Source organism: Halalkalibacter akibai JCM 9157 (genome assembly GCF_000513135.1).
Classification (GTDB): domain Bacteria; phylum Bacillota; class Bacilli; order Bacillales; family Bacillaceae_D; genus Halalkalibacter; species Halalkalibacter akibai.
In genome coordinates this window covers 114,588-139,054 of sequence record NZ_BAUV01000008.1, presented here as the reverse complement: position 1 = coordinate 139,054, position 24,467 = coordinate 114,588, and the positions used below count along the sequence as shown (strand labels likewise).

The following is a 24,467-nucleotide window of genomic DNA, read 5'->3' as shown; positions in this document are numbered from 1 at the left end:
GCCTTCATCACCCTTATGAAGACCTTTTCTCTTTCACTTTCACCTTGTTTTCGTCTTCATCTACCTATCTTTTACAAACTAAAATGACTATACTTATAAATAAACACTAACGAAACAGAGTAAAAATTCAAGACGTGCGAAACACTACTCACACGTTTGTTTTTTTCTATTTTAAGTGAAAGAGGTGGTTCTATGAATCAAATAATTGAAATTGCTTATGCAAACTTATTATCTCCAATGATTCTTTTCTTCTTAATAGGAATCATTGCTGTGCTCGTTAACTCTGATTTAAAAGTACCTACTGCATTTTACACTGGATATACGATGATTATCTTATTTACGATTGGTATAAAAGGTGGAGTCGAACTTAGAAATGTTGCTTTTCTAGAAATGCTCCCTTCGATCGTAGCTGCTCTTATTTTAAGTATACTCATGTTGTTTATCGCTTTTTTCTTTGTACACAAGCTTTGTAAATTTTCCGTAGAGGAGTCTTGGGCTCTTTCAGCTCATTATGGTTCCGTTAGTGCTGTAACCTTTATTGCAGGTTTAGCTTTTCTAGACAAAATTGAAGTTTTCTATGAAACATATATGTCAGCCATTCTTGTTATTATGGAAGGTCCAGCTATTATTTTAGCAATTATTCTTTATAAGCTTCATTTGCAAAAACAAGGAAAAGAGATAAATAATCCAAATGCCAGTATTCAACATGTCATTAAAGAAGCCTTTTTCGGTAAAAGTATTTTCCTATTGTTAGGCGGGATTTTTATTGGATTTGTTGCTCATGCGGACGGACTGCTTTTAATAAAACCGCTGTTTGGTGATTTATTTTATGGCATCCTTTGCATATTCCTTTTACACATGGGAATGATTGCAACACAAAGCATTAGACAGCTTGAGAAGATCAAACCTATTTCATTTATTTTTGCTTTTCTTTTGCCTTTAATTGGGGGCACCATTGGCATTCTCACAGGACAACTCATTGGACTTTCTTTAGGAGGAGCTTTCATTTTGGCTGTGTTGACAGGCAGTGCGTCCTATATTGCCGCACCCGCTGCTATCGCCCAAGCAATCCCAAAAGCTAACTCAGGTATTTATTTAGGGTCCGCACTAGGATTAACATTACCTTTCAACTTAATTTTAGGCATTCCTTATTATTATTGGTTTGCTACTTTACTTTATTAAATAAAATACCCCCTACCAAGCATAAGCTTACGTAGGGGTATTAGTTATTATATTAGAATTTACCTTGGTAAGCAGCAACTTCCCAGTTTGTAACAGCCGTACGGAAGTCTTCAGACTCTGCACGTTTAAGAGCTACATATTCACCGAAAGCATGCTCGCCAAGTGTTTGGCGTCCAATTTCACCAGACTCAAAGCGATCAAGAGCTGCTTCAAGGCTTGTTGGTAGGTTTTCGATTCCACGAGCATCTAATTCATCTTTAGACATGTGGAAGATATCAGCATTAACCGCTGGAACTACAGTTAGATCACGGTCAACTCCGTCTAAACCTGCCGCAGCAATTACTGCAAAAGCAAAGTATGGGTTAGCTGATGGATCTGGGCAGCGAATTTCTACTCGAGTGCCTGCACCACGTGTCGCAGGAATACGAATTAAAGCAGAACGGTTAGATGCAGACCATGCGATGTAGCAAGGTGCTTCATAACCAGGAACTAAACGCTTGTAAGAGTTAACAAGTGGGTTCGTTACTGCTACGAAATCTTTCACGTTATCCATTAGACCAGCAATAAACTGGTACGCTTTTTCAGATAAACCAAGTTCGTTAGACTCATCATAGAAAGCATTTTCTTGCTTTTCATCGTCAAATAATGAGATGTTTACGTGCATTCCACTTCCGTTTTCACCTGCAAGTGGTTTTGGCATAAATGTAGCATGGTAGCCAAATTGTTGAGCAACTGTTTTAACAACCCATTTGTAAGTTGTAGCAGCATCAGCTGAACCTAATGCATCAGCATATTTGAAGTTGATTTCATGTTGTCCAATCGCAACTTCGTGGTGAGAAGCTTCAATTGTGAAGCCCATCATTTTCAAAGCTTTATAGATTTCAAGACGAACTTTTTCACCTAAATCTTTTGGAGATGGCTCGAAATATCCACCTTTGTCTTGTGTATCTAAAGTCGGTTGTCCGTTTTCATCTGTTTTGAATAAGAAGAATTCAAGCTCAGGTCCTACACTGATCGAATATCCTTGATCTTTTGCACGCTTAACTGTTTTTTTCAAAACGTTACGTGGATCTCCATCAAAGTCAGAACCATCAGGCTTTTTTACACTACATAAAAAGCGAGCTTCTGAGTAACCTTCTTGTTCTGTCCAAGGAAGAACCGCGAAAGTCGTAAGATCTGGATCTAGGTATAAGTCAGATTGGTTAATTGGTGTGAAACCTGTAATTGAAGATCCGTCAAACATTACTCTTCCTTCAACTACTTGATCTATTTGGTTAGCCGTTACAGTAACATGTTTAAGTGTTCCTTCAATGTCTACGAATTGTACGTGAATTAGTTCAACACTTTTCTTTTCAATCGTTTCCTTTATAGTTGCAACTAAACTCTCTCTTGTTGGTGTAGATACTGCCATTTTTTAACACTTCCTTTTCATGTAATGTTTTGTGACATCAACTTGTTATGTTTACTTTATGATGTTAACCTGTTTTCCGCAATTGGTATGTCAGATTATCTGACAAGGAAAATCTGACTAGTACTTTTGCTGAAATTGCGATAATCCGCATCATTAAGCCAATGAAAAGGGTTACAATATTTCAATTTTCTAAATCTTTTATTTTTATATTTAATTCAGTTTTTCTTGACTTTTATTAAAATAAAAAAAGGGCTAGAATCTGCTCTAGCCAAATTTATATATTTTTTGGGGTATTATGTTGATGCCACTATTAATGTAACAGGCAGATAATACACAATCAATACAGTTGGACAAGACTTAATAAAATTTACATTTTATTTACAGTACGACAAAAAAAATGCACCGCTCTACAAGAGCAGTGCATTTTTTTTATATTATGCGTGTTTAGACTTGCGTTGACCGCCACGTCCGCCTTGTGTTCCACCTTGGCCACCAGAGCGACGTGCTCCACCACGTTCGTCTTTTCCGCGATATGATGATGATCTACCAGCACCACCAGCACCACCACCACGGCGTTCATCACGGCGTCCACGATACGGTTTGCCACCGCCACTGTTTCCACCACCGCTACGACTCTTCTTCACACGTAGAGGAGCTTCTCCAGTTAATTTAATTGGTGTTGTATCCGGCTCTTTTGTTAGAAGTTTCAACGCTGCTGCAAGTGCTGTTGCTGCGTCTGTTTCTTGTAATAAGTCTTTCGCTGCTTTACGGTAGCTATCCGCGTCTCCGCTAGCAATTAATGAGCGCAGTTGCTCAACAGCTAAGTCTTGTTGACCTTTAATGGCTTCTTCAAAAGATGGCTTTGAAACTTTCGTCATCTTTTTCTTTGTAATTTGTTCAATTGTCTTAACATGATCCATCTCACGCGGTGTAGCAAACGTAAGAGCTAAACCAAATTTACCAGCACGACCTGTACGACCAATACGGTGAACATAGCTTTCTGGATCTTGTGGTAAATCAAAGTTATAAACGTGAGTAACACCACTAATATCAAGACCACGTGCTGCTACGTCTGTAGCAACTAGGACATCAATAAGTCCGCCTTTGAACTTACGAAGAACGCTATCACGCTTCGCTTGATTTAAATCACCATGAATTCCTTCAGCACGGTAACCACGTTTGATTAACGCCTCAGATAATTCATCAACACGTCTTTTCGTACGACCAAATACAATCGCAAGTTCTGGTGCTTGAATATCCATAAAACGGCTTAACACATCAAACTTTTCTTTCTCATGTACTTCCACATACTGTTGCTCGATGTTTTCCATTGTTACTTCTTTTGACTTAACAGCAATAAGTTGCGGGTTAGACATGAACTGCTGAGCTAATTTTTCAATTCGCTTAGGCATTGTCGCTGAGAACAGAAGTGTTTGACGCTCTGTTGGAACTTCTTTTAAGATTGTCTCGATGTCTTCGATAAAGCCCATATTAAGCATTTCATCTGCTTCATCAAGAACAACCATTTTCACTTCATTAAGACGAATCGTTTTACGTCTCATATGATCCATTAAACGACCAGGTGTAGCCACAACTACATGAGGCTTGCGCTTCAAATCAGTGATTTGCTTACGCATGTCCTGGCCACCATACACGACAACCGTACGAACGCCTTTATGCTTACCAAATGAAACGAGTGACTCTGCGACTTGATTCGCAAGCTCTCGTGTAGGGGCAAGGATAAGTGCTTGAACATGTGCTTCCTCAACATTAATACGGTTAACTAGTGGGACACCAAATGCACCTGTTTTCCCTGTACCCGTTTGAGCTTGCCCAATAATGTCTTTTCCTTCCAACGCTGTTGGAATTGTTTCTGTTTGAATCGGTGTTGCTTCTTCAAATCCCATCTCTGTTACTGCTCGAACCACTTTTGGATCCAAGTTAAAATCATAAAAAGTTGCCAAATATATAATCTCCTTTATTGGTGATCTTCACCTTGTTTCAAAATGTAAAACATGTTCAATCATATCATGTCCTGATCAACATAACAATATGCTATCTAGTTTGTAACTTGTAAACTCTAGCTTCAAAGGGTTTTAATCTCCTATTTTTCCCATTTCCTCCACTCACTAAAAGTAACTCTGCCCCATCTAAAAATTCAAATTCAAAGCTTGTTTTTTCTGCGAATAAATTCGTTAAAATTAAGAACTTTTCATCGTTCAAAGTACGGGTATACCCGTATATTTGGTCATGATCCTCAAATACAAGATCGTAGGAGCCGTAGATCAAAGCATCATAAGATTTTCTTAATTTAATCATCGACTTATAGTAGTGGAGAATTGACTTTTTATCCCTTTGTTGTTTTTCAACATTTATTTTTTTAAAGTTCGGATTAACACCTAACCATGTCCGTTTTGCCTCCGAAAACCCTGCTTGTTTGTTTTTATTCCATTGCATCGGTGTTCTTGAATTATCTCTACCTTGCTCCCAAACAATTTCCATAATCTCTTCGTGACTTCGACCTTTTTCTGTCTCAATATGATAATAATTTTTCATACTAACATCATCGTAATCAGTAATAGCAGGAAATTTAACATTAGTCATCCCTATTTCTTGACCTTGATAAATAAAAGGGGTTCCTTGCATAAAGAAATACATTGTCGCAAGAGCCTTTGCACTTTCTTTCCAATAGCTATGATCATCTCCCCAGGTAGAAACACTTCTTGGTTGATCATGATTTTCAAGAAATAATGCATTCCAGCCACGACCTTCTAAACCTTTTTGCCACTTGGTCATCGTTTCTCTTAAGGCTGGTAAATCCAGATGACCTCCTGTTTGCTTTCCCCACAAATCAAGATGTTCAAATTGAAAAATCATGTTAAATGCACCAGTGTCCTCGCTTACCCATAAGTCAGATTGGTCCAAACTCACTCCATTTGCCTCACCGACAGTCATGACATCGTATTTATCTAGTGTTTCTTTTTTCATCTCTTGTAAAAACTCATGGATTCCCTCCCTATTCATATGACCTTCAAAAGATGGGACATAATCCAATTCTTCTGGGTTAGGTAAGTCGGGCAAACCGTCTATTTTCTTTATGTGAGAAATCGCATCCACACGAAAACCATCTATGCCCTTGTCCATCCACCAGTTCATCATTTCATAAATTGCTTGCCTCACGTTTTTGTTTTCCCAATTAAGGTCTGGTTGTTTCGTCGAGAAAAGATGCATGTAAAATTGGTTAGTTTGATCGTCAAACTCCCAAGCAGGACCACTAAAAATCGATTCCCAGTTATTGGGTTCACTACCATCAGGTTTCGGATCGCGCCAAATATACCAATCTCGCTTATCATTTGTTTGTGACGAGCGCGACTCCACAAACCATTCATGTTCATCTGATGTATGGTTGATCACAAGGTCAATAATTAGCTTCATTCCCCTTCTATGAACCTCAGTTAACAGTTGGTCAAAATCCTCCATTGTCCCGAACTCATTCATAATTGCCTTATAATCACTTATGTCGTAGCCATTATCATCATTTGGTGATTGATACATTGGACAAATCCAAATTACATCTATTCCTAAATCTTTGACGTAATCCAGCTTTTCAATAATTCCTTGTAAGTCGCCAATTCCATCTCCGTTTGAATCTTTAAAGCTTCGAGGATAAATTTGATAAGCAACCGCTTCTTTCCACCACTTCTTCTCCATTGTTTCCCCCTAGTTTATTTAAATTTAGACATCATTTTATTAGTTTATGAAGCTAGCTTGGCCAATATATGTCCTAAATGAATAAGATTTAATTTATACTTACATGTTTTTCTAATTAATTGGTTATATTATGAAGGAATTTATTACTTTGGAGGTTTATAATGACAGACGAATTTACTTTAGTCGATTCCTCAATGCCTGAGCAACCTGAACCATATTGGCGTGATTCTTTTGATATCGAAAGGTTTCCAACTTTAAATGAGGACATAGATGTTGATGTAGCAATTGTCGGTGGTGGAATATCTGGGATTACAACAGCGTACCGCTTATCAGAAGAGGGCGTGAAAGTAGCTATTTTAGAAGCTGATGTGCTTTTAAATGGTACAACTGGCCATACTACTGCCAAAGTAACAGCTCAACATGGAGCGATCTACTATGAGTTTTTAGCTCATCTAGGACTAGAAAAGGCAAAACTCTATTACGACGCAGCTACAGATGCCTTAAATTACATCCGTACACTCGTTCAAGATGAAGGGATTGACTGTGATTTTTCTAATGAAGACGCCTATTTATACTCAACGACCAACGTTGGATCCAATAAAATTCAAAAAGAACATGATGCCTATAAACAATTAGGAATCGAGGGCGAACTTGTTCAAGAAATCCCTTTAAAATTACCCGTTAAATCCGCTCTTGTTATGAAAAATCAAGCCCAGTTTCATCCATTAAAATACCTTGCCCATCTAGTAAACAAAATTAAAGAGAACGGTGGTCTTATTTTCGAAGGGACCGTTGCTGAGGATATTAAAGAAGGCGAACGACCAACTGTTCTCACAAAACAAGGAGCTAAAGTTACTGCTAACTCTGTAGTCGTAGCCTCTCACTTTCCTTTTTATGATGGCGGTGGTCTTTACTTTTCAAGAATGTACGTCGAGAGATCTTATATTTTAGCAGCTAAAGTACCAAATGGTGAGTGTCCTGATGGAATGTACTTAAGTGTTGACTCTCCTTCTCGTTCCCTTAGATATACTATGCGTGATGGCGAAAAGCTAGCGATCATTGGTGGGGAGGAACATAAAACAGGACAAGGGATTAATACAAAATATCACTATGATGCTCTAGAGCAATATGGAATGGAGTTATTTACTGATTTTTCAATTGACTATCGTTGGTCAGCACAAGATATGGTTACGTTAGATAAGGTACCTTACATAGGCAGAATCTCTCGTGCTCACCCTAACATTTTTGTAGCTTCTGGCTACCGTAAATGGGGGATGACAAACGGAACGATGGCAGGTATTTTAATTAGTGATTTAATCTTAAATCGTGAGAACCGTTTTGAATCCCTTTATCGCCCTTCTCGCTTTATCGCAGATCCAAGTGTGAAACAGTTCATTTCGCATAATGCCGATGTCGCAAAGGAATTGCTTAAAGGCAAGTTTGATAAAAGTTCCAAGCATCCGGATGATGTCCAAAAAGATGAAGCAGCAATCGTCACTGTTAATGGTAAGCGCGCAGGTGCCTATCGTGACCCAGAAGGCCAGCTTTACGTCGTCGATACTACTTGTACTCATATGGGCTGCGAGGTCCACTGGAACGAAGGTGAACGCTCGTGGGACTGCCCTTGTCACGGTTCACGCTACTCTCCTAGTGGCGATGTGTTAGAAGGCCCGGCGAAGAAGCCTTTGAAAAAGGTATAGATGCAATTTAATTTTACAAAGAGGATGTCTCCTTACTTATGTAATTTAAGACATTCTCTTTATTTTTAGTCCTTTTACGAGTAGAACATCCTACTAAATTAATAGACAAACCTAGAATTCTCTCTTATGTTCCATAAAATCTCATTCAGATTTGTTTCTTTTAAATTCGTCGTATCATATAGAAAACGTTCACTTAAGCCTTTTCTTTCAAACTCTTCTACTAACGCTAAACACCTGTCTCCCATTTGATGCTCTTTGATTCTTAAAGCGTCCCTCCTTAAAAGTTCCGTTCTATCCACCCATAAAACTACGTAAATAATCTCCACTTGTTTCAATTGTGAATGGACTTTCTCTGATAACTTCTCTATATCTGATGGGAAAGCCACATAATCAATAATTACATCCTTATCGGAATTAACAAAATTAACACTTAAATCAGCGATATTTTCCCAGACTAACGCTAAAGATTCTTCACTTTCCCACGGCGGAAGGTAACCTCCCACAACCATGTGATTGATCACATCACCTTCAATATAAGCACTATGTTCAAATTGTTCAGCTAATCTTTTCGAAGTCGTAGATTTACCAACTCCCGCTGGTCCTGATATGATATAAATTCTTCTCAATTTAACACCTACTTTCTAGTTAATATGGAATACTATCTTTATTTTGTATTTTAAATCTATTCTAACGATCTATTTCCACACTATTTTAATCATGAAATATTTTCCATAATGTAGATTCCTGTAATTAACCGTTGAAAATTGTCGAAAAATTGACGATAATAAGAATACTCAAAAAGGAGGCATCTCATGAATTCTATCCAAACCAAACTTATTGCTTTTATATCTATCATATTAATCGTTACACTTACTCTAGTCTCTATTCTGACCTACCTTCAAGTAAGAAAACAAGTTGAAACCCGTGTAGAGATTGAAGGAGCTGCTATTGTTAGTGAGAAAAAGGATTTAGTTGAACTTTATCTAGAAAACTTTAATTCTTCTATATTCCGGTTTAGTAAAGACCAAGCTGTTACTTCCTTTCTTCTAGCAGACGAAGAAGATAAACCACTCTTATGGGAAATCGTCAATGAGAATTTCAGTTTGTACAATGAACTTAACGAAAATATTGCGGTGACTTACATTGGAACAAATGAAGGCGGATTTTATACGGAGCCTTTCATTGATGTCGGTTCTGATTACGATCCTAGAATTCGGCCTTGGTATGAACAGGCTTCTTCTAATCCAAATGATGTTATTTGGACGGAACCTTATTTAGATGCAAGTAGTGGTGAATACACCGTCACTGTAGCAAAATCTGTTTCATCAGGAAATACGATCCTTGGTGTTATTGGAATTGATTTATCTCTTGATAATTTAGCTGCAATTGTCCGTTCAAAAAACGTAAACTATGATGGGTTCTCATTCTTATTTGATCAAACTGGTGTTGCCCTTGTTCATCCAACCAAGTCCGATAATAACAGTGAGGATCCTGTTATTTCACAAATGCTCGCAAGCTCAAGCCCTGGTAAAATTGAATATCATCAAGATCATTCAAACCACGTTATGTTCTTTGAAACTATTAGTGGAACAAATTGGGTTATCGGAGCTGACTTTGAGCAAAGTAAAATGTTAGCTCAAGCAAATGAGATTCGTAACTCTATTTTCGTCATCTCAATTATCTCTATAATAATAGCTGCTTTACTTGCTCTGATTGTAGCAAAACGCATATCCAAGCCTATTATTAAATTACGTAACCAAGTAAGCCAAGTGGCAAATGGTGATTTAACTGTATCGTTACAAACTAAATCTAAAGATGAAATTGGTGCTTTAACTAGAGATTTTAATAGGATGGTGGAATCAGTCAAGTCGTTAGTCCTGTCCATCCACACTTCTGTAGAACAAGTCTCTAGTTCCTCTGAGAATTTAAGTGCGATTGCACAAGAGACAATCGCTTCAAGCGATGAGGTTGCGTCTGCAATCTCTGAAATCGCATCAGGATCGACTAAGCAAGCAGAAGACATTGATGAAACTAAGCAAGTAACATCACATTTATCAAACCAAATTGATAAGGTTACTGACTATTCCTCTGAGCTTGTGAATCTTTCGGTAAGAGCCGGAGAAGAAAATGAAAAAGGAACGACCCAAGTTTCTATTCTTCGTGATAAATCTCAAGATTTTAAAACAGTTATTCTAAAAGTTGAAACTGTAGTTCAAACACTTTCTGCACGCGTGAAAGAAGTGGAGCATGTTATTGATACTATTAATGCTATTTCCGAACAAACAAACTTACTAGCTTTAAATGCCAGTATAGAAGCAGCTCGTGCCGGTGAAAGTGGTAAAGGATTTGCTGTTGTTGCTAACGAGGTTCGGAAATTAGCTGAACAAACATCTTTAGCAACAGGAAAAGTAAGGCAAACCATTGAAGGAATTGAAGCGGAAGCAAATAAAGTTGTTATTGAAGTCGAGACTACTAAAATCATTACAGAAGAACAAAATGAAGTTGTACGCCAAACGGAAAAAAGCTTCTCAACCATTGCTTCCTTAGTAGCCGAAATCAATGATTCGATTGCCTCTATTCAAGCAGAAATGAAAGATATGACAGACAATAAGAACACAGTTGTTTCTGCCGTTGAAAACATTGCACTTGTTGCTGAACAAACAGCGGCATCTACAGAAGAAGTTGCAGCCTCTTCAGAAGAACAACGTCACGCGCTCTCAAGCGTTGCCCACTCTACTGATGAATTACAAAATACTACCCAAGAATTAACTAAGAGAATGCAACAATTTAAAATTTAATTAACTATAAATATTCTTAACGCACCGCTTTTGCGGTGCGTTTTTTTCAATGAAAAATGGCCCAATCATTTCGATTGAACCATTTTCGGTAAACCTTACTGCTTCTTCAACTTAGCCAACGCATCAGCTAAAGCGGTATTCATAAACTCTTCTTCTTTATGTTGTTTTTTCATGTAGTTAGCTACTTCTTTTTTGGAAACCTTTTTATGTTGATTCTGTTTCCGGCGCTCTTGGAAATTGGAGAGTTTTTCCCTATGCCCGCATACGCACGCAAATGTTTGTCCTTCGCCTTCGCCCCAGATTTCAAGTTTTTTCTTACACTTTGGACAACGTGCATTGGTTACTTTCGAAACATTTTTCTTATAACCACAAGCTGGATCCTGACAAACACGTCTTTTCCCATGCTTTGAATTGACTTCAAGTAACAGTTTTCCACAATCTGGACAAGGACTTCCTGTTACATTATCATGTTTAAATGTTTTTTCACTCCGTTTAATCGCCTGAACAATGTCTTTAGCATATTGCTTCATTTCTTTGACAAACTCATTTTTATCTAGCTTTCCATTTGCAATTTTCTCAAGCTTCAATTCCCACTCTGCCGTTAATGCTGGCGATTGTAAATCATCTGGAACTAGATCCAGCAACTGCTTTCCTTTTTTCGTAATATGCAGATCCTTGCCTCTTTTTTCGATTAAGTGAGTATTAATTAGCTTTTCAATAATATCAGCTCGAGTGGCGACTGTCCCAATTCCTCCCGTTTTCCCTAGTGTTTCCGCTAAATCCTTATCCTCATTTGTTAAGTAAGCCATCGGTCTTTCCATCGCAGCTAAGAGTGTACCTTCTGTTAAGCGTGATGGTGGTTGAGTTTGACCTGAACTCACGACCAGTTTTGCTACAGGAAGCTTCTCACCTACACTAACTTTCGGTAGACTAGGTTCTGATTCTTCCTCTTCATACGAAGCAGCATCATCTTGATAAACGACTTTCCAACCGAGTTGAGTCATTTGCTTTCCTCTTGCGGTTACTTTTCCACTTCCAATTGAAGCTGAAATCGTCGTTTGGTCATACTCATATGCTTCAAAGAACACAGCCAAAAACCTTTTAACGACTAAGCGGTAAATTTTCGATTCTTTTTCACTTAATGCAGTTGGACTTGGAGATTGTTCCGTCGGGATGATCGCATGATGATCGGAAACTTTCTGATCATTAATAAACGAATACTTTTTCTTTTTGTCTATCTGTTTTATTTGAGCTACAATTTTACGAAAAGGTTGAATATCACAAGCTTTAATTCGTTCATGTAATGTGTCAACCATGTCTGATGATAAGAACTTCGAGTCCGTACGAGGATATGTCAATACTTTATGTTGCTCATATAACCGCTGTAAAATAGACAATGTTTCCTTAGCTGAATATCCAAACCGTTTGTTTGATTCTCTTTGTAATTCTGTTAAATCATATAACAGAGGAGCTGGTGTTTTTTTATTCACAGTTTTAATATCAGTAATGGTTACAACTTCATTCGCTAACTGCTTTTGTAGTTCTGGAGCTTTGCCGATAGCAAATATTCTTCGATCATGTGTCTTTTCATCTACCCATTGAAAGGTCATTCCCTTATTGGTTTCAACCGTTAATCCCTCAAAAGGTACTGGTTTAAATGACTGAATATCTTGCTCTCTTTTCGCAATCATAGCAAGTGTTGGCGTCTGAACTCGACCACAGGAAAGTTGAGCATTAAACTTTGTTGTTAAAGCCCTAGTCCCATTTATCCCTACATACCAGTCCGCTTCTGACCGAGCAACAGCTGATTGATATAAACCTTCATACTCTCTAGCATCTTTTAATTTTTGAAATCCTTCTTTTATCGCACGGTCTGTGACGGAGGAAATCCATAAACGCTTTAACGGCTTTTGAACATGAACTTTTGCTAAAATCCATCTTGCTACAAGCTCGCCTTCTCTTCCAGCGTCTGTTGCAATTACTATGTCTTTAACATCTTTACGCTGCATTTGAGCTTTAACAGCATGAAACTGTTTACTCGTTTGCTTCATTACAACAAGCTGCAATTTTTGTGGTAGCATCGGTAAGTCCTCAAGCTTCCACGTTTTATATTGATCGCCGTAGCTTTCTGGCTCTGCCAAAGTGACTAAATGACCAAGTGCCCATGTCACAATAAAACGATTTCCCTCAAAAAATCCATTTCCTTTTTGATTACACCCTAATACTCGAGCAATATCACGAGCTACAGATGGTTTTTCAGCTAATACAACTGTCTTTGACATGAAAACATCCTTTCAAACTGATTCTTTCTTCAATGATAGCACCGTCTATCCAAAAAAGAAATTAACCCTGTTTCACGTGAAACATTTTCAGACTATTAAGAAACAAATTTCAATCCTACAGCTGATAAAATAATTAAACTTAAAAAGAAAATCCGTTTCCAATGTCTTGATTCACCGTAATAAATCATTCCTACTAAAACTCCACCAGCCGCGCCAATTCCCGTCCACACTGCATAGGCTGTTGCCATTGGTAATACAACCATCGCAAGCGACAAAAAGAAAAAGCTTAAGCCAAAAGCACTGATTAAAAGTATTAACGATAAAATAGTTCGTTTTTTATTAAACTGATTAATCATAGCCACACCAGCCATCTCAAATAAACCTGCGAAAATGACCCAAACCCACTCCATTTATTCAACACCTCTTTCTACTTGCTTTTCTTCTGAAGAAACCTTTAAGCCGATCACCCCAACTAACAATAGGATCAGGAAAACGACCGTTAAAAGGTTCATAGACTCAGAGAAAATAAACCAATCAATTATAGCCGTTCCTGCTGTACCTAATCCTACAAAAACAGCATATACGGTTCCAACAGAAAGCTTACTACCTGCCCAAATTAACAATACGAAACTGACCACGATAGCAATTGCAGTTGCCCCCCATTCAACCATTGTCACGGCATGCTTTAACCCAATAACCCAACCTACCTCAAAAAATACAGCTATCAGTACAGCTGGCCAAGCTAGATTCATTTGCTTTTTCATTTTCTCTCCTCCTCAAACAACAGAAAAAAGCCCGAAACGTCCTATCAAAAGTGTTGACAGTACCTCCCGGGCTTTTCTCCCTCCGTGTCCATAGATCATCTATGTGCCTTCTCTCGGACCAGACCATAAGATTTATGCGGAACCCTAGAATGCTCTTTTATTAAATTAGAAACGAATCCTTTTAATTGTATCAACTTTTCACTTTTAAGAAAACGACTTTTAAATAATTACCTTCTGGAAATGATTTAATCGTTTTAAAATCCGTTGGTAGGGAAAACTGTTCAACTACTTCATATGATACATTTTCTTTTCTACAAGCTTCTTTTATAAACGTATGAAACTTTTCCATATTAAATGTACTACAATTCGTTGAAGCGACAATGACGCCATTTTTATTTGTTATCGCAATTGCTTCTTGTAACAAACCTGTATAGTCTTTTGCTGCGCTAAATGTGTGTTTTTTAGATCTTGCAAAGCTTGGTGGATCTAGGATAACTAAATCAAACAGTAATTGTTTCTTTTTCGCGAACTTAAAGTATTGAAACACATCCATAACAACAATGTCTTCAGACTCATAATCAATGTCATTCACACTAAACTGTTCAATTGTTTTCGATAAACTTCGCTTCGCTAGATCGACACTCGTTGTTTTTGCAGCCCCACCAAGTGCTCCAGCAACTGAAAAAGCACCCGTATAAGAAAATGTATTTAAAACCGTTTTTCCTTTTGCATATTTTTCTTTAATTGTCTTTCTAACGTCCCTTTGATCTAAAAACACCCCAACCATGGGTCCGTCATTTAAATACACGGCAAACTGAACATTATTTTCTTTAACTAACAGTGGGAATTCGCCTCGTTCTCCCATGACAAAATCGTCGTCTTCTATATACTCGCCTTTGCTAGCATAGCGTTTTTTCTCATATATTCCTTTGAAGGACCTTAACTCTTGAAAAGCTTGATAAATTTCTTCTTTAAAGCTATAAATTCCTTCGCTATACCAAGTGAATACATAAAACTCATTATAATAATCAATCGTTAGACCACCAACTCCATCTCCTTCTCCGTTAAATACTCGAAAAGCGGTCGTCGAAGAATCTTGAAAAAGCTTTTCTCGATGTTCAATTGCTGTTTTTAATCGACTTTTAAATAAAGCAACTTCAACCTTCTCTGTTTGATTTCTCGTTAAGATCCAGCCAATTCCTTTATTTTGTTTGCCATAATATCCTCTTCCTAAGAAATTACCTGATTCGTCATTTACATCAACAATTGCTCCCTCTGTAATTACTGGAAGCTTTTTTGTTAGATTTTTTTCCGTTATTAAAGGATATCCCTTTTTCATTCTCTGCGTGTCACGCTTGTTTATATGTAATGTAAAAGTAGGTCTCATACTTTCTCCTATCTGGTTCACTTTTTTCTTATTTTAACATGTTAAACGCTTTAACTTCGAATAGCAAAATAACCTTATGATCATCTCTCAATCATAAGGTTGTTTCTGCTTTAAGTTTCTTCCATTTATCTGTTGTATGTTGTTCCATTTTCATTAAAACATCAACAGGAACTGGTTTACTGAACAAGTAACCTTGTAATTCATTACAACTCACAGCCATCATAAGCTTGGCTTGTTCGTCTGTTTCAATTCCTTCTGCCGTTACTTTAACACCAAGCTTTTGAGCTAAGGATAAGATCGAAGTAACAATTACATATTCCTTAGAGTCTTGATGGATATCCTCAATAAATGCTTTATCTATTTTAATTTTATCAACAGGAAGAACTCGTAAATAATTAAAAGAAGCATGTCTCATTCCAAAATCATCAATGGCTACCTGGAAACCTGCTTTTCTCAGTGAACAAAGTTTATTAATTAACACTTTTTCATCATCAAGTAAGCTATGCTCGGTTAACTCAAGTTCAATTTGGTTTGGATGGATTTCATATTTCTGGCAGATTGTTAACAGAGTTTGTTCGAAATTGGTTAATTCGAGTGTTTTCGTTGATAAATTAATGGATACTTTTGTTATCCAATTTGAAGTAGCTACTGTCTTGCATACATTCTCAATGACCCAAGCATCAATTTCTTTAATGTAGCCGTTATTTTCAGCTACAACAATGAACGCATCAGGAGGTACCGAACCTAACTTAGCACTAAACCATCTCAACAAAGCCTCATAATGGACTTTCCCTGTTTCTACATGAACGATTGGTTGGAAAAATAGCTTAAATTCTTCTCTCTCGATGGCCTTAAACAATTCATTTTCCACGCTTGGTTTCAAACCAATCTCAGCTGTTTGTCGGTGCTCATTAAAAACTGAAATGGTATTCCCTTTTTGCTTTTTAGCGAGTAACATCGCATGATAAGCTTCATTTATTAATGTATTTACCGTTTTTCCTTCAACTTCTATAAAGGTAACACCTATTGCCGTTTCCATAACCACTTTGATTCCTGATCGTAAAAAAGGCTCTGAGATAGCTAGCTGTAGCTCAGTAATCTTTGAGCCTTCACCTCTACCCATTTTTATAAAGCAAATCATTTCATCATCAATGACACGAGCTAGTTGAGCTTCTTCAATTTGAATAAATGCTTGAATACGTTTGGCTAATTCAATCACAAACGTTCCTTGATTCATCTCTTTTCTAAGCTTTTGTTTATTAATTGGAAGGAGTTTAATATAAAATAGAACAACAGGTTGATTAGAGAGATTATTTAGACTTTTCTCTAAATTCTCAATGAAAATTGGATAGCTTGGCAAACCCGTTAATAAATCTATTTTAGATGCTTCTTTTATCAGCGTTCTCTCTGTATAACTTATAAAGTAAACTTCAGAGATTGGAATAACTACTAATTTTGCTACTTCATTAACTGATTCCATATTAAACTTATCTTGTACGATTACAGGTTTATTCGTTTTTCTTGCTTCCTCGTAAAGAGCTCGGATATGTTCTGCTATGTAGTCTGGATACACATCATTAATAGATTTTCCAATGCAATCATCGTTTAATGAAGCAAGTTCTTTCGCTTTAGGGCTTACAAACCGATAAATAAATTGCTGTTGATTGAATTCCATCAGAAAAACAATGCCATACATATGTTCAAACGCTTTAATGACATTTGATAAAGCAATAAATTTTTCTTCCACTAGTGCGACACCTCCACTTCACGAACTATTTATAGTTATATCGTCACAATTTAATCAATTGTTTAGCCTATCGAAACAGTTCCCATTCTCTTATCCATTTTCGCTTTAATCAAACGTTTCTATACAATCCCAAAAAGATAGTTAGCAAAACTCAGTTGCAATATGTTCACTAAATTAAAATGTCTCAAAAGATCATTCATATCTTTTGAGACACCCTTTTCTATACTAAGAACTAACGAAATCTCCCCCGTTAACATGTAATGTCTGTCCCGTTACATAACGAGAATCGTCTGATGCCAAATAGACAAAAGTCGGCGCTAGTTCAAAAGGTTGACCTGCACGTTTCATTGGTGTATCTGTACCAAATACTTCTACATCTTTAGCAGGAAACGAAGCTGGGATTAATGGGGTCCAGATTGGTCCTGGTGCAACAGCATTCACACGAATTTCTTTCTCTGCTAAAGACAATGCTAGCGAACGTGTTAATGTAGTAATTGCCCCTTTTGTAGCTGAATAATCAATTAACCTCTCATGTCCTCTAAAAGCAGTGATCGACGAATTGTTAATGATGGAGTCTCCAGCTTCCATGAAAGGTAGAGCTGCTTTTATCATATGAAAGTAAGAAAAAACATTCGTATTAAAAGTGTTCATTAACTGTTCACTTGAAATATCTAAAATTGATTCTTGAACAAATTGAACAGCATGATTATTAACCAAAATATCAATTCGACCAAACGTTTCAATTGTCTGTTTGACAACCGTTGTAGAAGCCTGTTCCTTTCTTAAGTCAATTGGAATGGTTACACATTTAGAACCTAGTTGCTCTACTCTTTGCTTCGTTGCCTCCGCATCTCTGTGTTCATCTAAATAGACAATAACAACGTCTGCACCCTCCTTTGCAAACGCAATGGCCGTCGCTCTACCAATTCCACTATCTCCGCCTGTAATAATTGCTACTTTATCTTTTAACTTCCCAGCAGCTTTGTAATTAGGATTCTCAGAAATAGGTAAAGGCTTCATAACATACTCTAGTCCCGGTTGCCGATCTTGTTCTTGCGCAGGAAACGCAATAGGTTGCTCCTCACATTTTGTTTCTTTATTATAATAAGGATAATAAGGATACAAAGATAAAACCTCCTTCAAATTCACTCATCATTTTAAATAAACTCCTCTATAGCCTATTCTCTAGGCTTATATCACGTGTCTCAAAAAATGGTTCATCAAATGTTAATACATGTTTCACGATGGACTTGCTATAATAGAAGGAGCACATTTTTAAATATTGATTCTTAAAGGAGTGGACAAGATGAATTCAATCAAAGCATTTCGTATGATCGGTTTTTTAGAAGGGATGTCTTTTCTACTTCTTCTGTTTATTGCCATGCCTCTTAAATACATGATGGATATGCCTTTAATGGTTACATATGTTGGGGCAGCACATGGGGCTTTGTTCATTTTATATATTGGGGCGGTTATGTATATGAAGATGAATGAAGGTTGGTCTTATAAGAAATCATTCCTTGCTTGTGTAGCTTCCGTTATGCCATTTGGTCCGTTTATCTTTGATGCGAAGTTGTTAAAGGATGACGGTCCTGTAACGAAGGGCATTTAACAAATTAAAAACTGGCTTCCTTAATTGGAAGCCAGTTTTTTTAGTGTTAATTAGTTCTCTTCATTTGGGTTAATCGTAAGTACTCCACCAGTAACTTCTACCTCATGACCAAAGCGCTTAGCATAAGCATTGATTTGGTAACGACCAGGCGTTAATGGTTGACCATCAATCGTCATATCCCAGCTGAAGCTATGGATACCGCTTGCTACATTTGTTGCTTTTGCTGGTTCAGCAAGTAATACATTCGTATCAGCATTGCGGATTCTTAAATTAAATTCTTCCGCTCCACCACGAACGTTAACTTGTCCAATTAAATTTCCACCAGAAAGTGCTAGTGAAAGCCCAGTTAGGAACGGATAGTCAGGCTCTTGAACGAATAGAATTGTTGGTACTTCAATTGTTTTTGTTCCATCTTTAATTAGGAATGTACCTTCATAGTAACCAGGCTCAAGCTTAGCAACGTCAACTTGAACTCCAAAGTTTAAGTTTTGTGTCTTGCCTGGCTGTACTTGAAGATTGTTACTCGTTTGAACTTTAATTCCTTCATGACCAGTAAATTCGATTGAATATCTCTTACGCTGATCAGAAAGATTATGAATCGTAAAGCTTTGACGTCTTACTTCTTTCTCGTCTTCATTTGTAAAGATTCCGAACGAATGACTTCCAGGAGTTACAAGAACTTCTGTATTGATCGCATCCATGACACGGATAGAACCAGCACCTTGACTGTTATGAGCGTAATATTCACCTGTTGCAGGATCAATCATATTTTCAGCCGTATTCATTAACGCTGCTTTAACAAAATCAACACTCCAATCAGGATGTGCTTCTAAAATAAGAGCTGCAGCACCAGCTACGTGTGGAGCTGACATACTTGTACCTTGGTTTGATGCATAACCGTGCGGGTTAGCAGGATTATGAGTAGGAACTGTACTTACAATTGCCACACCAGGAGCAGAAACATCTGGCTTGATCATCCATGTATCCATAACAGGACCACGAGAAGAGAATGAAGCCATTGTTTCACCAAGACGCTCCACAAATTCCACATTGAACGAAATTGTGTTGTTTCCAGCTTCTAGTTCTGTAATTAATTTTCGACCATCAGCTTGAGTTGTTTTAATCGTTGGTAACTCCATCCCAGGAATATCTGGTTGTTCACCTGCTGTATTGTTGTAAAGAATAACAGCTACAGCGCCTTTTTCTTTTGCAAAAATAGCCTTATCAGTAAAAGAGAAATCTCCTCGACTTACTAATGCTACTTTACCTTTAACATCTACGTTTTCATAGTTTGCACGGGCCCCAAGACCAACATGAACAAACTCATATTCTTTACCATCTAAAGCTTCAATAGCTTCGTCACTCGGATAACCCATTACTTTTGCCGATGGAAACTCAACATCACCAGCTGTTGTAATAGTTGAAGAGTATAAGTTAAAAGGTAATGTTGTTGCACCTACAGAAATCGCTTCACGAGATGTACCAGGTGAACCAACTGTCCAGTTGTTAGGACCACTGTTTCCGTTAGATGTTACAGCAACTACACCATCAGCCATTGCACGGTCTAACGCAAGACTTGTTGCATAATCAGGATTATTGACAGATGCTCCTAAAGATAGATTCATAACATCAGCACCGTCTTGAACAGCACGATCAATTGCTGCGATGATTCCTTGAGTTGCTCCTCGGCCACCAGGACCTAATACGCGGTAAGCTAATAGTGTAGCGTCTGGAGCTACCCCTTTAATAGCACCATTTGCTGCAACTGTACCAGCAACATGTGTACCATGATTCGTTGAAGCACCACGAGGATCACCAATTGGTGTTTCTTGCGGATCAGCATCGTTGTCTACGAAATCCCAGCCAAGATACTCACCAAACGCATGCTCTAAATCTGGGTGCGTGTAGTCAACTCCTGTATCAAGAATTGCAACTGTTACACCTTCACCAGTAAAACCTTCAGCCCATGCTTCATCTGATTGAATAAATGGAGCGCTATCAGCCATAAGTGGTGTGAATGTTTCAGGATCTAATAGTTCAGCTTCTTCAATTGAAGATACTTCATAAGTCTCATTCGCATATACTGCCTTAACTCCTGGCACTGCTGCAAGACTAGCAATATCATTTTCAGCAAGCTCTACTGAGAAACCAGAGAATACATATTCATACTCAAAGTTTACATCAGCAGTGGGCACTGCTTTTTCTACTGCTTCAATTACTGCAGTACGTTCTGCTTCAAGGTTCGCTTTTGTTTGGTTCTTCCCTTGATGCTTTGCTTCCACAATCGATTCTTCATCCAACTCAACAATAACGGTAACAAGTTTAGTTGATAACTCATCAACTTCCAAATGCAATGTTGCTAGATTTGTTCCAGTTTGGTTAGCACTTGCGCTAAAACCAAAGCTAGAAACAGTTAACATGACGATCAATGAATAAATAACGAAAAGATTGAATTTTTTTCGCATGTTTAAACAGCTCCCTAATTTTAATTTAATAATTCATGCTTGTCCTAATTTAGAACTAACCTTTTGGACTAAGTAAAATAGACCCTCCTTTAAAAAAATGTCTCAGTAATATTTCTACTCTCGTAATAATACAAGATATTTAATTAAAAACCTTTGAAATTATCAGAAATGTGAGAATCATACTAATTACGAATATCTCAACTTCGAACGAAGACCATTTAGGAATAAAGTCTATTTTCATCTGTATACACAGCTGGTTTACATCAGCTTAATAATCTCTTAATAAAAACGCTATAACAAAATTAACTATCTAAAATACTGCTTTTAATCTATACATTATTCTTAGTAACCTAGACTCAATACAAAAGTCTCTCTTTTCAGAAAAAACAAGATAAATGACAATTATTTTACGAAAAAAAATAAATTAAGCCTGATTTTTTTACGAATTCAGCAGTATTTCTCTAAATTATTAATCATCTAGTCAAAGACTAACCTATTCTTTATTAAGAACAAATTTTGTTTATTATCTTTATTTTTTATCAAAAACATACTATAATCTCCATATAGTTCGCTAAAAAGAACAACGGTAATAGGGGGGACCAAAATGAAACATGAGTTAAAAGAGATTGAACTTGATCGAGATTGGATTGAATTAATTCTCACTGCAAAAAATATAGGACTAACTTATGAAGAAATTCAGTACTTTTTACGGAATCGGCCAATTACTACATAGTAATTGATATTAGGTTTTCTAGAATTGATTCAATATACCTCTGTTGTTCTTTATAATGAATGTGCAACGAACAAACATGGGTCTTTTTAATTGAAAGTAGGAATCCTCTTTGTAATACAGTGGTTCTATTTACAGAACAACCATGATCCTGCTATAATCTTAGTAACATTATTGGCAGAGAGGAAACGATATCATGATCGGTGAACGCGTAAAAAAATACCGGCTTGAAAAGGGATTATCTCTTTCTGAGTTAGCCGAAAGAGCTGGTGTTGCTAAATCTTATCTGAGTTCAATTGAAAGAAATATTCAATCAAATCCATCTATACAATTTTTAGAGAAGATTTCCTCCGTACTTGGAGTGACCGTAGAGGTTTTATTAAATGAGGATAACCCGTATGAAAAAGACTTAGATTCTTCATGGGTTGAGTTGGTTAGGGAAGCAATGGATTCTGGTATTACGAAAGATCAGTTTCGTGAATACTTAGAGTTTAATAAGTGGAAAAATAAACAATCTTAAAGCACAGAGGGTGACTCAGCATAGGACATTCGTTTGCTTGAAACCTAAGCGGCTGTTGCTTTAAAAGTCACCCCATTTCTATTATTTTTTAACAGGCTCATTTAACGTCTCAATAAGTTGAATAAAATCTATTCCTAGTGCTGTTGAAATCTTTTCTAAAACTGCAATACTAGGATTTTTTTGCATTCCTCTTTCGATATAACTAATATAAGATTTTGATACTCCTGATTGTGCAGCGAGTTCATTAAGTGTCATCCCTTTTTCTTCTCTTAATAACCTGATGTTACCTCCATTCATCTTATAGACTCCTCAGTGTTAACGTATTTGTTCTTTTGCTTAAAAAGCCTTGGTATCTCATCATCATTTAGGAAAGGAAGAAATTGATCACTACTCATTAGAAATTTAAACTGATAGTGATGAACATCGTTACCTGTTTGACTAATTGATTTCACAATTGTTCCATACAATTCTATTTCATTTTTTGCAATGCTTGTTTTTAATTGATAAATGACAGATTCAGAAAGTGGAAATTTTAATGAGCTTGAAAACAGTAAAGATCTAGTTGTTATTTCTATAATAGCAATTGACGTTAATTTTGAATCTACTACTTTACCTTCTACTTGAAAGATTGATATTTTCCCTATTAGTGGTTGTTCTGAAACAAATGTCTGGTTCATTTAATCCTCCTTTTGGATTATTTTTTGTTCTTATTAAAGAACATTATACTCCTAATAAAAGAAACAGTAAACACTTTTTGTTCTTTATAAAGAATAAACAGAATAAAAAAAATTACCCTTCCCTGCTAGGCGAGAAGGATAACTTTCATTCTAACTCATTTTCTCGATACAAACGGATTGTCCCTTTCCCAAAAACGCCACGGATAATTTTTCGCTTCGCCACTATTGTCGATGCCTATTCGTGGTCCGCAACCAATCTTGTCCACTTCTCTTCCGTCTGCAATGAAAAGTGGAGGTTGAAAGGCAGGTAGCCCATAGTCTTCCTTTGAAATACCTAGTGCTTTTGTTAACTTACCAGGGCCATTAGTTAACTCAACTTCCTTTTTATTAGCTCCTCTTCTTTTAAACATTAAATCTATCCCTATATAAGGTTCAACAGCACGAATTAACACCGCTTCAGGTTTTTCTTTCTCCCCACTTACAACATTCACTAAACAATGGGTGTGCATCACATACGTATAAATAAAACCTGCCTCACCAAACATCACTTCTGTCCGTTTTGTTCTTCTGTTTCCATAACTATGCGCTGCACGGTCCTCGGGCCCTTTATACGCTTCTGTTTCTACAATCCAACCTGCTGAAAGTCCCTCAGCCGTATCTTTAATTAGTAATTTACCAATTAATGCACGAGCTAACTCAAGTGTTGGTTGGTTAAAAAAAACTCTTTCTAAAGGTTTAGCTTCCATCCACTAACCTCCTAGGGGTGCTCTGAATAATCCCCGTTATGTTAAGATTTATCTACCTGTTTCGGAATAAAATCAAAGATCTCTTTCGATTCAATACTATCAACTAGCCTAGTTAACCAGTCATAATATTCTAATGCGTACATTAGTTTTTCTTTATCCATTTTTGCAGCTTCTTTAATTTCTAAAGATGTCTCACTATCTTCTATTATCTCCTCTAATTCCTTTAAATTTCTCTCTATTGTCGTCATATTTAAAGAAATACCCGCTCGCCACTTAACTGAAAAAAGATCAGAAAACGTTTCATACCAGTCATCTAGTGATTGATATAAATCTTTTCTCGTTCCTTTTTTCCAAACTTTTTCAACCATTTTCAACTCCTGTAGTTGACGAACCGATGTACTCATGCTCGTTTTACTCATCCCAAGCTCATCCTTCATACTATCTAACGTCATTGGTTGTTGATTAAAGTAAAGCAGTCCATATAACCGACCAACGGACGGAGTAATGCCATAAAGATTCATATTTTGTGCCATAGAGTCAATAAATCGAGCTCTAGCATTCTCTAATTTTTCTTTTTGATTCATCCCATCACTTCCCTGTGAGTTTCAGTTATCCGATTAATAGCCTTTCATAAAAGGGTTTTCCCACCTTAAACGTACATCACTGGTTTAAGATTACCATACGAAAAACGAAAACTGAAATTGGGAATGAAAAGGATCTTGAAGCATTCAAGAG

General features: G+C 37.0%; 21 protein-coding genes and 1 riboswitch. Of the genes, 6 read left to right on the top strand and 15 right to left on the bottom strand.

Annotated features, from left to right (window positions below; genetic code table 11):
- The first annotated feature begins 192 nt into the window (after positions 1-192).
- Entirely contained in the window at positions 193-1,182 is a 990-nt protein-coding gene (locus JCM9157_RS07290) for a sodium-dependent bicarbonate transport family permease (RefSeq protein WP_035663423.1), read from the top strand.
- Positions 1,183-1,234: 52 nt separating this feature from the next.
- Here the strand turns inward: JCM9157_RS07290 and glnA are convergent, their stop codons facing one another.
- The 3 genes from glnA to JCM9157_RS07275 all read right to left on the bottom strand — a co-directional run bounded on the left by glnA (position 1,235) and on the right by JCM9157_RS07275 (position 6,304).
- Positions 1,235-2,593 carry a type I glutamate--ammonia ligase gene (gene glnA / locus JCM9157_RS07285; protein WP_035663421.1) on the bottom strand — a complete coding sequence of 453 codons (1,359 nt, stop codon included), beginning with the start codon at positions 2,591-2,593 and terminating at the stop codon, positions 1,235-1,237.
- A gap of 434 nt (positions 2,594-3,027) precedes the next feature.
- Complete coding sequence (gene cshA / locus JCM9157_RS07280) at positions 3,028-4,557, bottom strand: degradosome RNA helicase CshA (protein ID WP_035663419.1); 1,530 nt, start codon at positions 4,555-4,557, stop codon at positions 3,028-3,030.
- Between the two features lie 91 nt (positions 4,558-4,648).
- Positions 4,649-6,304: a glycoside hydrolase family 13 protein gene (locus tag JCM9157_RS07275; RefSeq protein ID WP_035663417.1), complete on the bottom strand. Its 1,656-nt coding sequence runs from the start codon at positions 6,302-6,304 to the stop codon at positions 4,649-4,651.
- 161 nt (positions 6,305-6,465) lie between these two features.
- Here JCM9157_RS07275 and JCM9157_RS07270 point away from each other — a divergent pair, with 161 nt between their 5' ends.
- Positions 6,466-8,004 (top strand): FAD-dependent oxidoreductase, encoded by a 1,539-nt coding sequence (locus JCM9157_RS07270; RefSeq protein ID WP_035663415.1) that lies wholly within the window; start codon positions 6,466-6,468, stop codon positions 8,002-8,004.
- Between the two features lie 98 nt (positions 8,005-8,102).
- Here JCM9157_RS07270 and JCM9157_RS07265 read toward each other — a convergent pair whose 3' ends face one another.
- A complete protein-coding gene (locus tag JCM9157_RS07265; protein WP_035663414.1) occupies positions 8,103-8,630 on the bottom strand; it encodes an AAA family ATPase in 528 nt (175 codons plus the stop codon).
- A gap of 186 nt (positions 8,631-8,816) precedes the next feature.
- On the opposite strand from JCM9157_RS07265, the gene JCM9157_RS07260 reads away from it, so the two are divergent.
- Positions 8,817-10,802, top strand: coding sequence for a methyl-accepting chemotaxis protein (locus JCM9157_RS07260; protein WP_035663413.1), 1,986 nt, complete (start codon positions 8,817-8,819; stop codon positions 10,800-10,802).
- A 95-nt stretch (positions 10,803-10,897) separates the two neighbouring features.
- On the opposite strand, the gene JCM9157_RS07255 is transcribed toward JCM9157_RS07260, so the two are convergent.
- From JCM9157_RS07255 to JCM9157_RS07230, 6 genes are all read right to left on the bottom strand, one after another.
- The gene (locus tag JCM9157_RS07255; protein ID WP_035663412.1) at positions 10,898-13,084 is read right to left on the bottom strand and encodes a DNA topoisomerase III; all 2,187 of its coding nucleotides are present in this window, start codon (positions 13,082-13,084) and stop codon (positions 10,898-10,900) included.
- Positions 13,085-13,179: 95 nt separating this feature from the next.
- On the bottom strand, positions 13,180-13,494 hold the full coding sequence (locus JCM9157_RS07250) for a DMT family transporter (protein WP_035663411.1): 315 nt from the start codon (positions 13,492-13,494) through the stop codon (positions 13,180-13,182).
- Positions 13,495-13,848 (bottom strand): DMT family transporter, encoded by a 354-nt coding sequence (locus JCM9157_RS07245; protein WP_369384705.1) that lies wholly within the window; start codon positions 13,846-13,848, stop codon positions 13,495-13,497.
- A 61-nt stretch (positions 13,849-13,909) separates the two neighbouring features.
- Positions 13,910-14,007, bottom strand: a riboswitch (guanidine-I (ykkC/yxkD leader).
- Positions 14,008-14,038: 31 nt separating this feature from the next.
- Entirely contained in the window at positions 14,039-15,235 is a 1,197-nt protein-coding gene (locus JCM9157_RS07240; RefSeq protein ID WP_052013004.1) for a class I SAM-dependent rRNA methyltransferase, read from the bottom strand.
- Positions 15,236-15,326: 91 nt separating this feature from the next.
- Positions 15,327-16,982, bottom strand: a complete 1,656-nt coding sequence (locus JCM9157_RS07235; RefSeq protein WP_035663409.1) for a putative bifunctional diguanylate cyclase/phosphodiesterase — start codon at positions 16,980-16,982, stop codon at positions 15,327-15,329.
- 225 nt (positions 16,983-17,207) lie between these two features.
- Positions 17,208-18,107, bottom strand: a complete 900-nt coding sequence (locus JCM9157_RS07230) for an SDR family oxidoreductase (protein WP_035663408.1) — start codon at positions 18,105-18,107, stop codon at positions 17,208-17,210.
- 181 nt (positions 18,108-18,288) lie between these two features.
- Here JCM9157_RS07230 and JCM9157_RS07225 point away from each other — a divergent pair, with 181 nt between their 5' ends.
- On the top strand, positions 18,289-18,594 hold the full coding sequence (locus JCM9157_RS07225) for a DUF3817 domain-containing protein (protein ID WP_035663407.1): 306 nt from the start codon (positions 18,289-18,291) through the stop codon (positions 18,592-18,594).
- 50 nt (positions 18,595-18,644) lie between these two features.
- Here the strand turns inward: JCM9157_RS07225 and JCM9157_RS07220 are convergent, their stop codons facing one another.
- Complete coding sequence (locus JCM9157_RS07220; protein ID WP_035663405.1) at positions 18,645-21,059, bottom strand: S8 family serine peptidase; 2,415 nt, start codon at positions 21,057-21,059, stop codon at positions 18,645-18,647.
- A gap of 604 nt (positions 21,060-21,663) precedes the next feature.
- Between JCM9157_RS07220 and JCM9157_RS23895 the strand changes: the two genes are divergently transcribed.
- The gene (locus tag JCM9157_RS23895) at positions 21,664-21,792 is read left to right on the top strand and encodes an anti-repressor SinI family protein (protein ID WP_081734095.1); all 129 of its coding nucleotides are present in this window, start codon (positions 21,664-21,666) and stop codon (positions 21,790-21,792) included.
- A 193-nt stretch (positions 21,793-21,985) separates the two neighbouring features.
- Positions 21,986-22,309: a helix-turn-helix domain-containing protein gene (locus JCM9157_RS07215; protein WP_035663403.1), complete on the top strand. Its 324-nt coding sequence runs from the start codon at positions 21,986-21,988 to the stop codon at positions 22,307-22,309.
- Between the two features lie 81 nt (positions 22,310-22,390).
- Here JCM9157_RS07215 and JCM9157_RS07210 read toward each other — a convergent pair whose 3' ends face one another.
- The 4 genes from JCM9157_RS07210 to JCM9157_RS07195 form a co-directional block, all read right to left on the bottom strand.
- On the bottom strand, positions 22,391-22,606 hold the full coding sequence (locus JCM9157_RS07210; RefSeq protein WP_052013003.1) for a helix-turn-helix domain-containing protein: 216 nt from the start codon (positions 22,604-22,606) through the stop codon (positions 22,391-22,393).
- A complete protein-coding gene (locus JCM9157_RS07205; RefSeq protein WP_035663402.1) occupies positions 22,603-22,986 on the bottom strand; it encodes a hypothetical protein in 384 nt (127 codons plus the stop codon). The genes JCM9157_RS07210 and JCM9157_RS07205 overlap by 4 nt, the downstream gene beginning before the upstream one ends.
- Before the next feature lie 155 nt (positions 22,987-23,141).
- On the bottom strand, positions 23,142-23,732 hold the full coding sequence (locus tag JCM9157_RS07200) for a DNA-3-methyladenine glycosylase (protein WP_035663401.1): 591 nt from the start codon (positions 23,730-23,732) through the stop codon (positions 23,142-23,144).
- 41 nt (positions 23,733-23,773) lie between these two features.
- Positions 23,774-24,316, bottom strand: coding sequence for a GbsR/MarR family transcriptional regulator (locus JCM9157_RS07195; protein ID WP_035663400.1), 543 nt, complete (start codon positions 24,314-24,316; stop codon positions 23,774-23,776).
- Between the last annotated feature and the right edge of the window lie 151 nt (positions 24,317-24,467).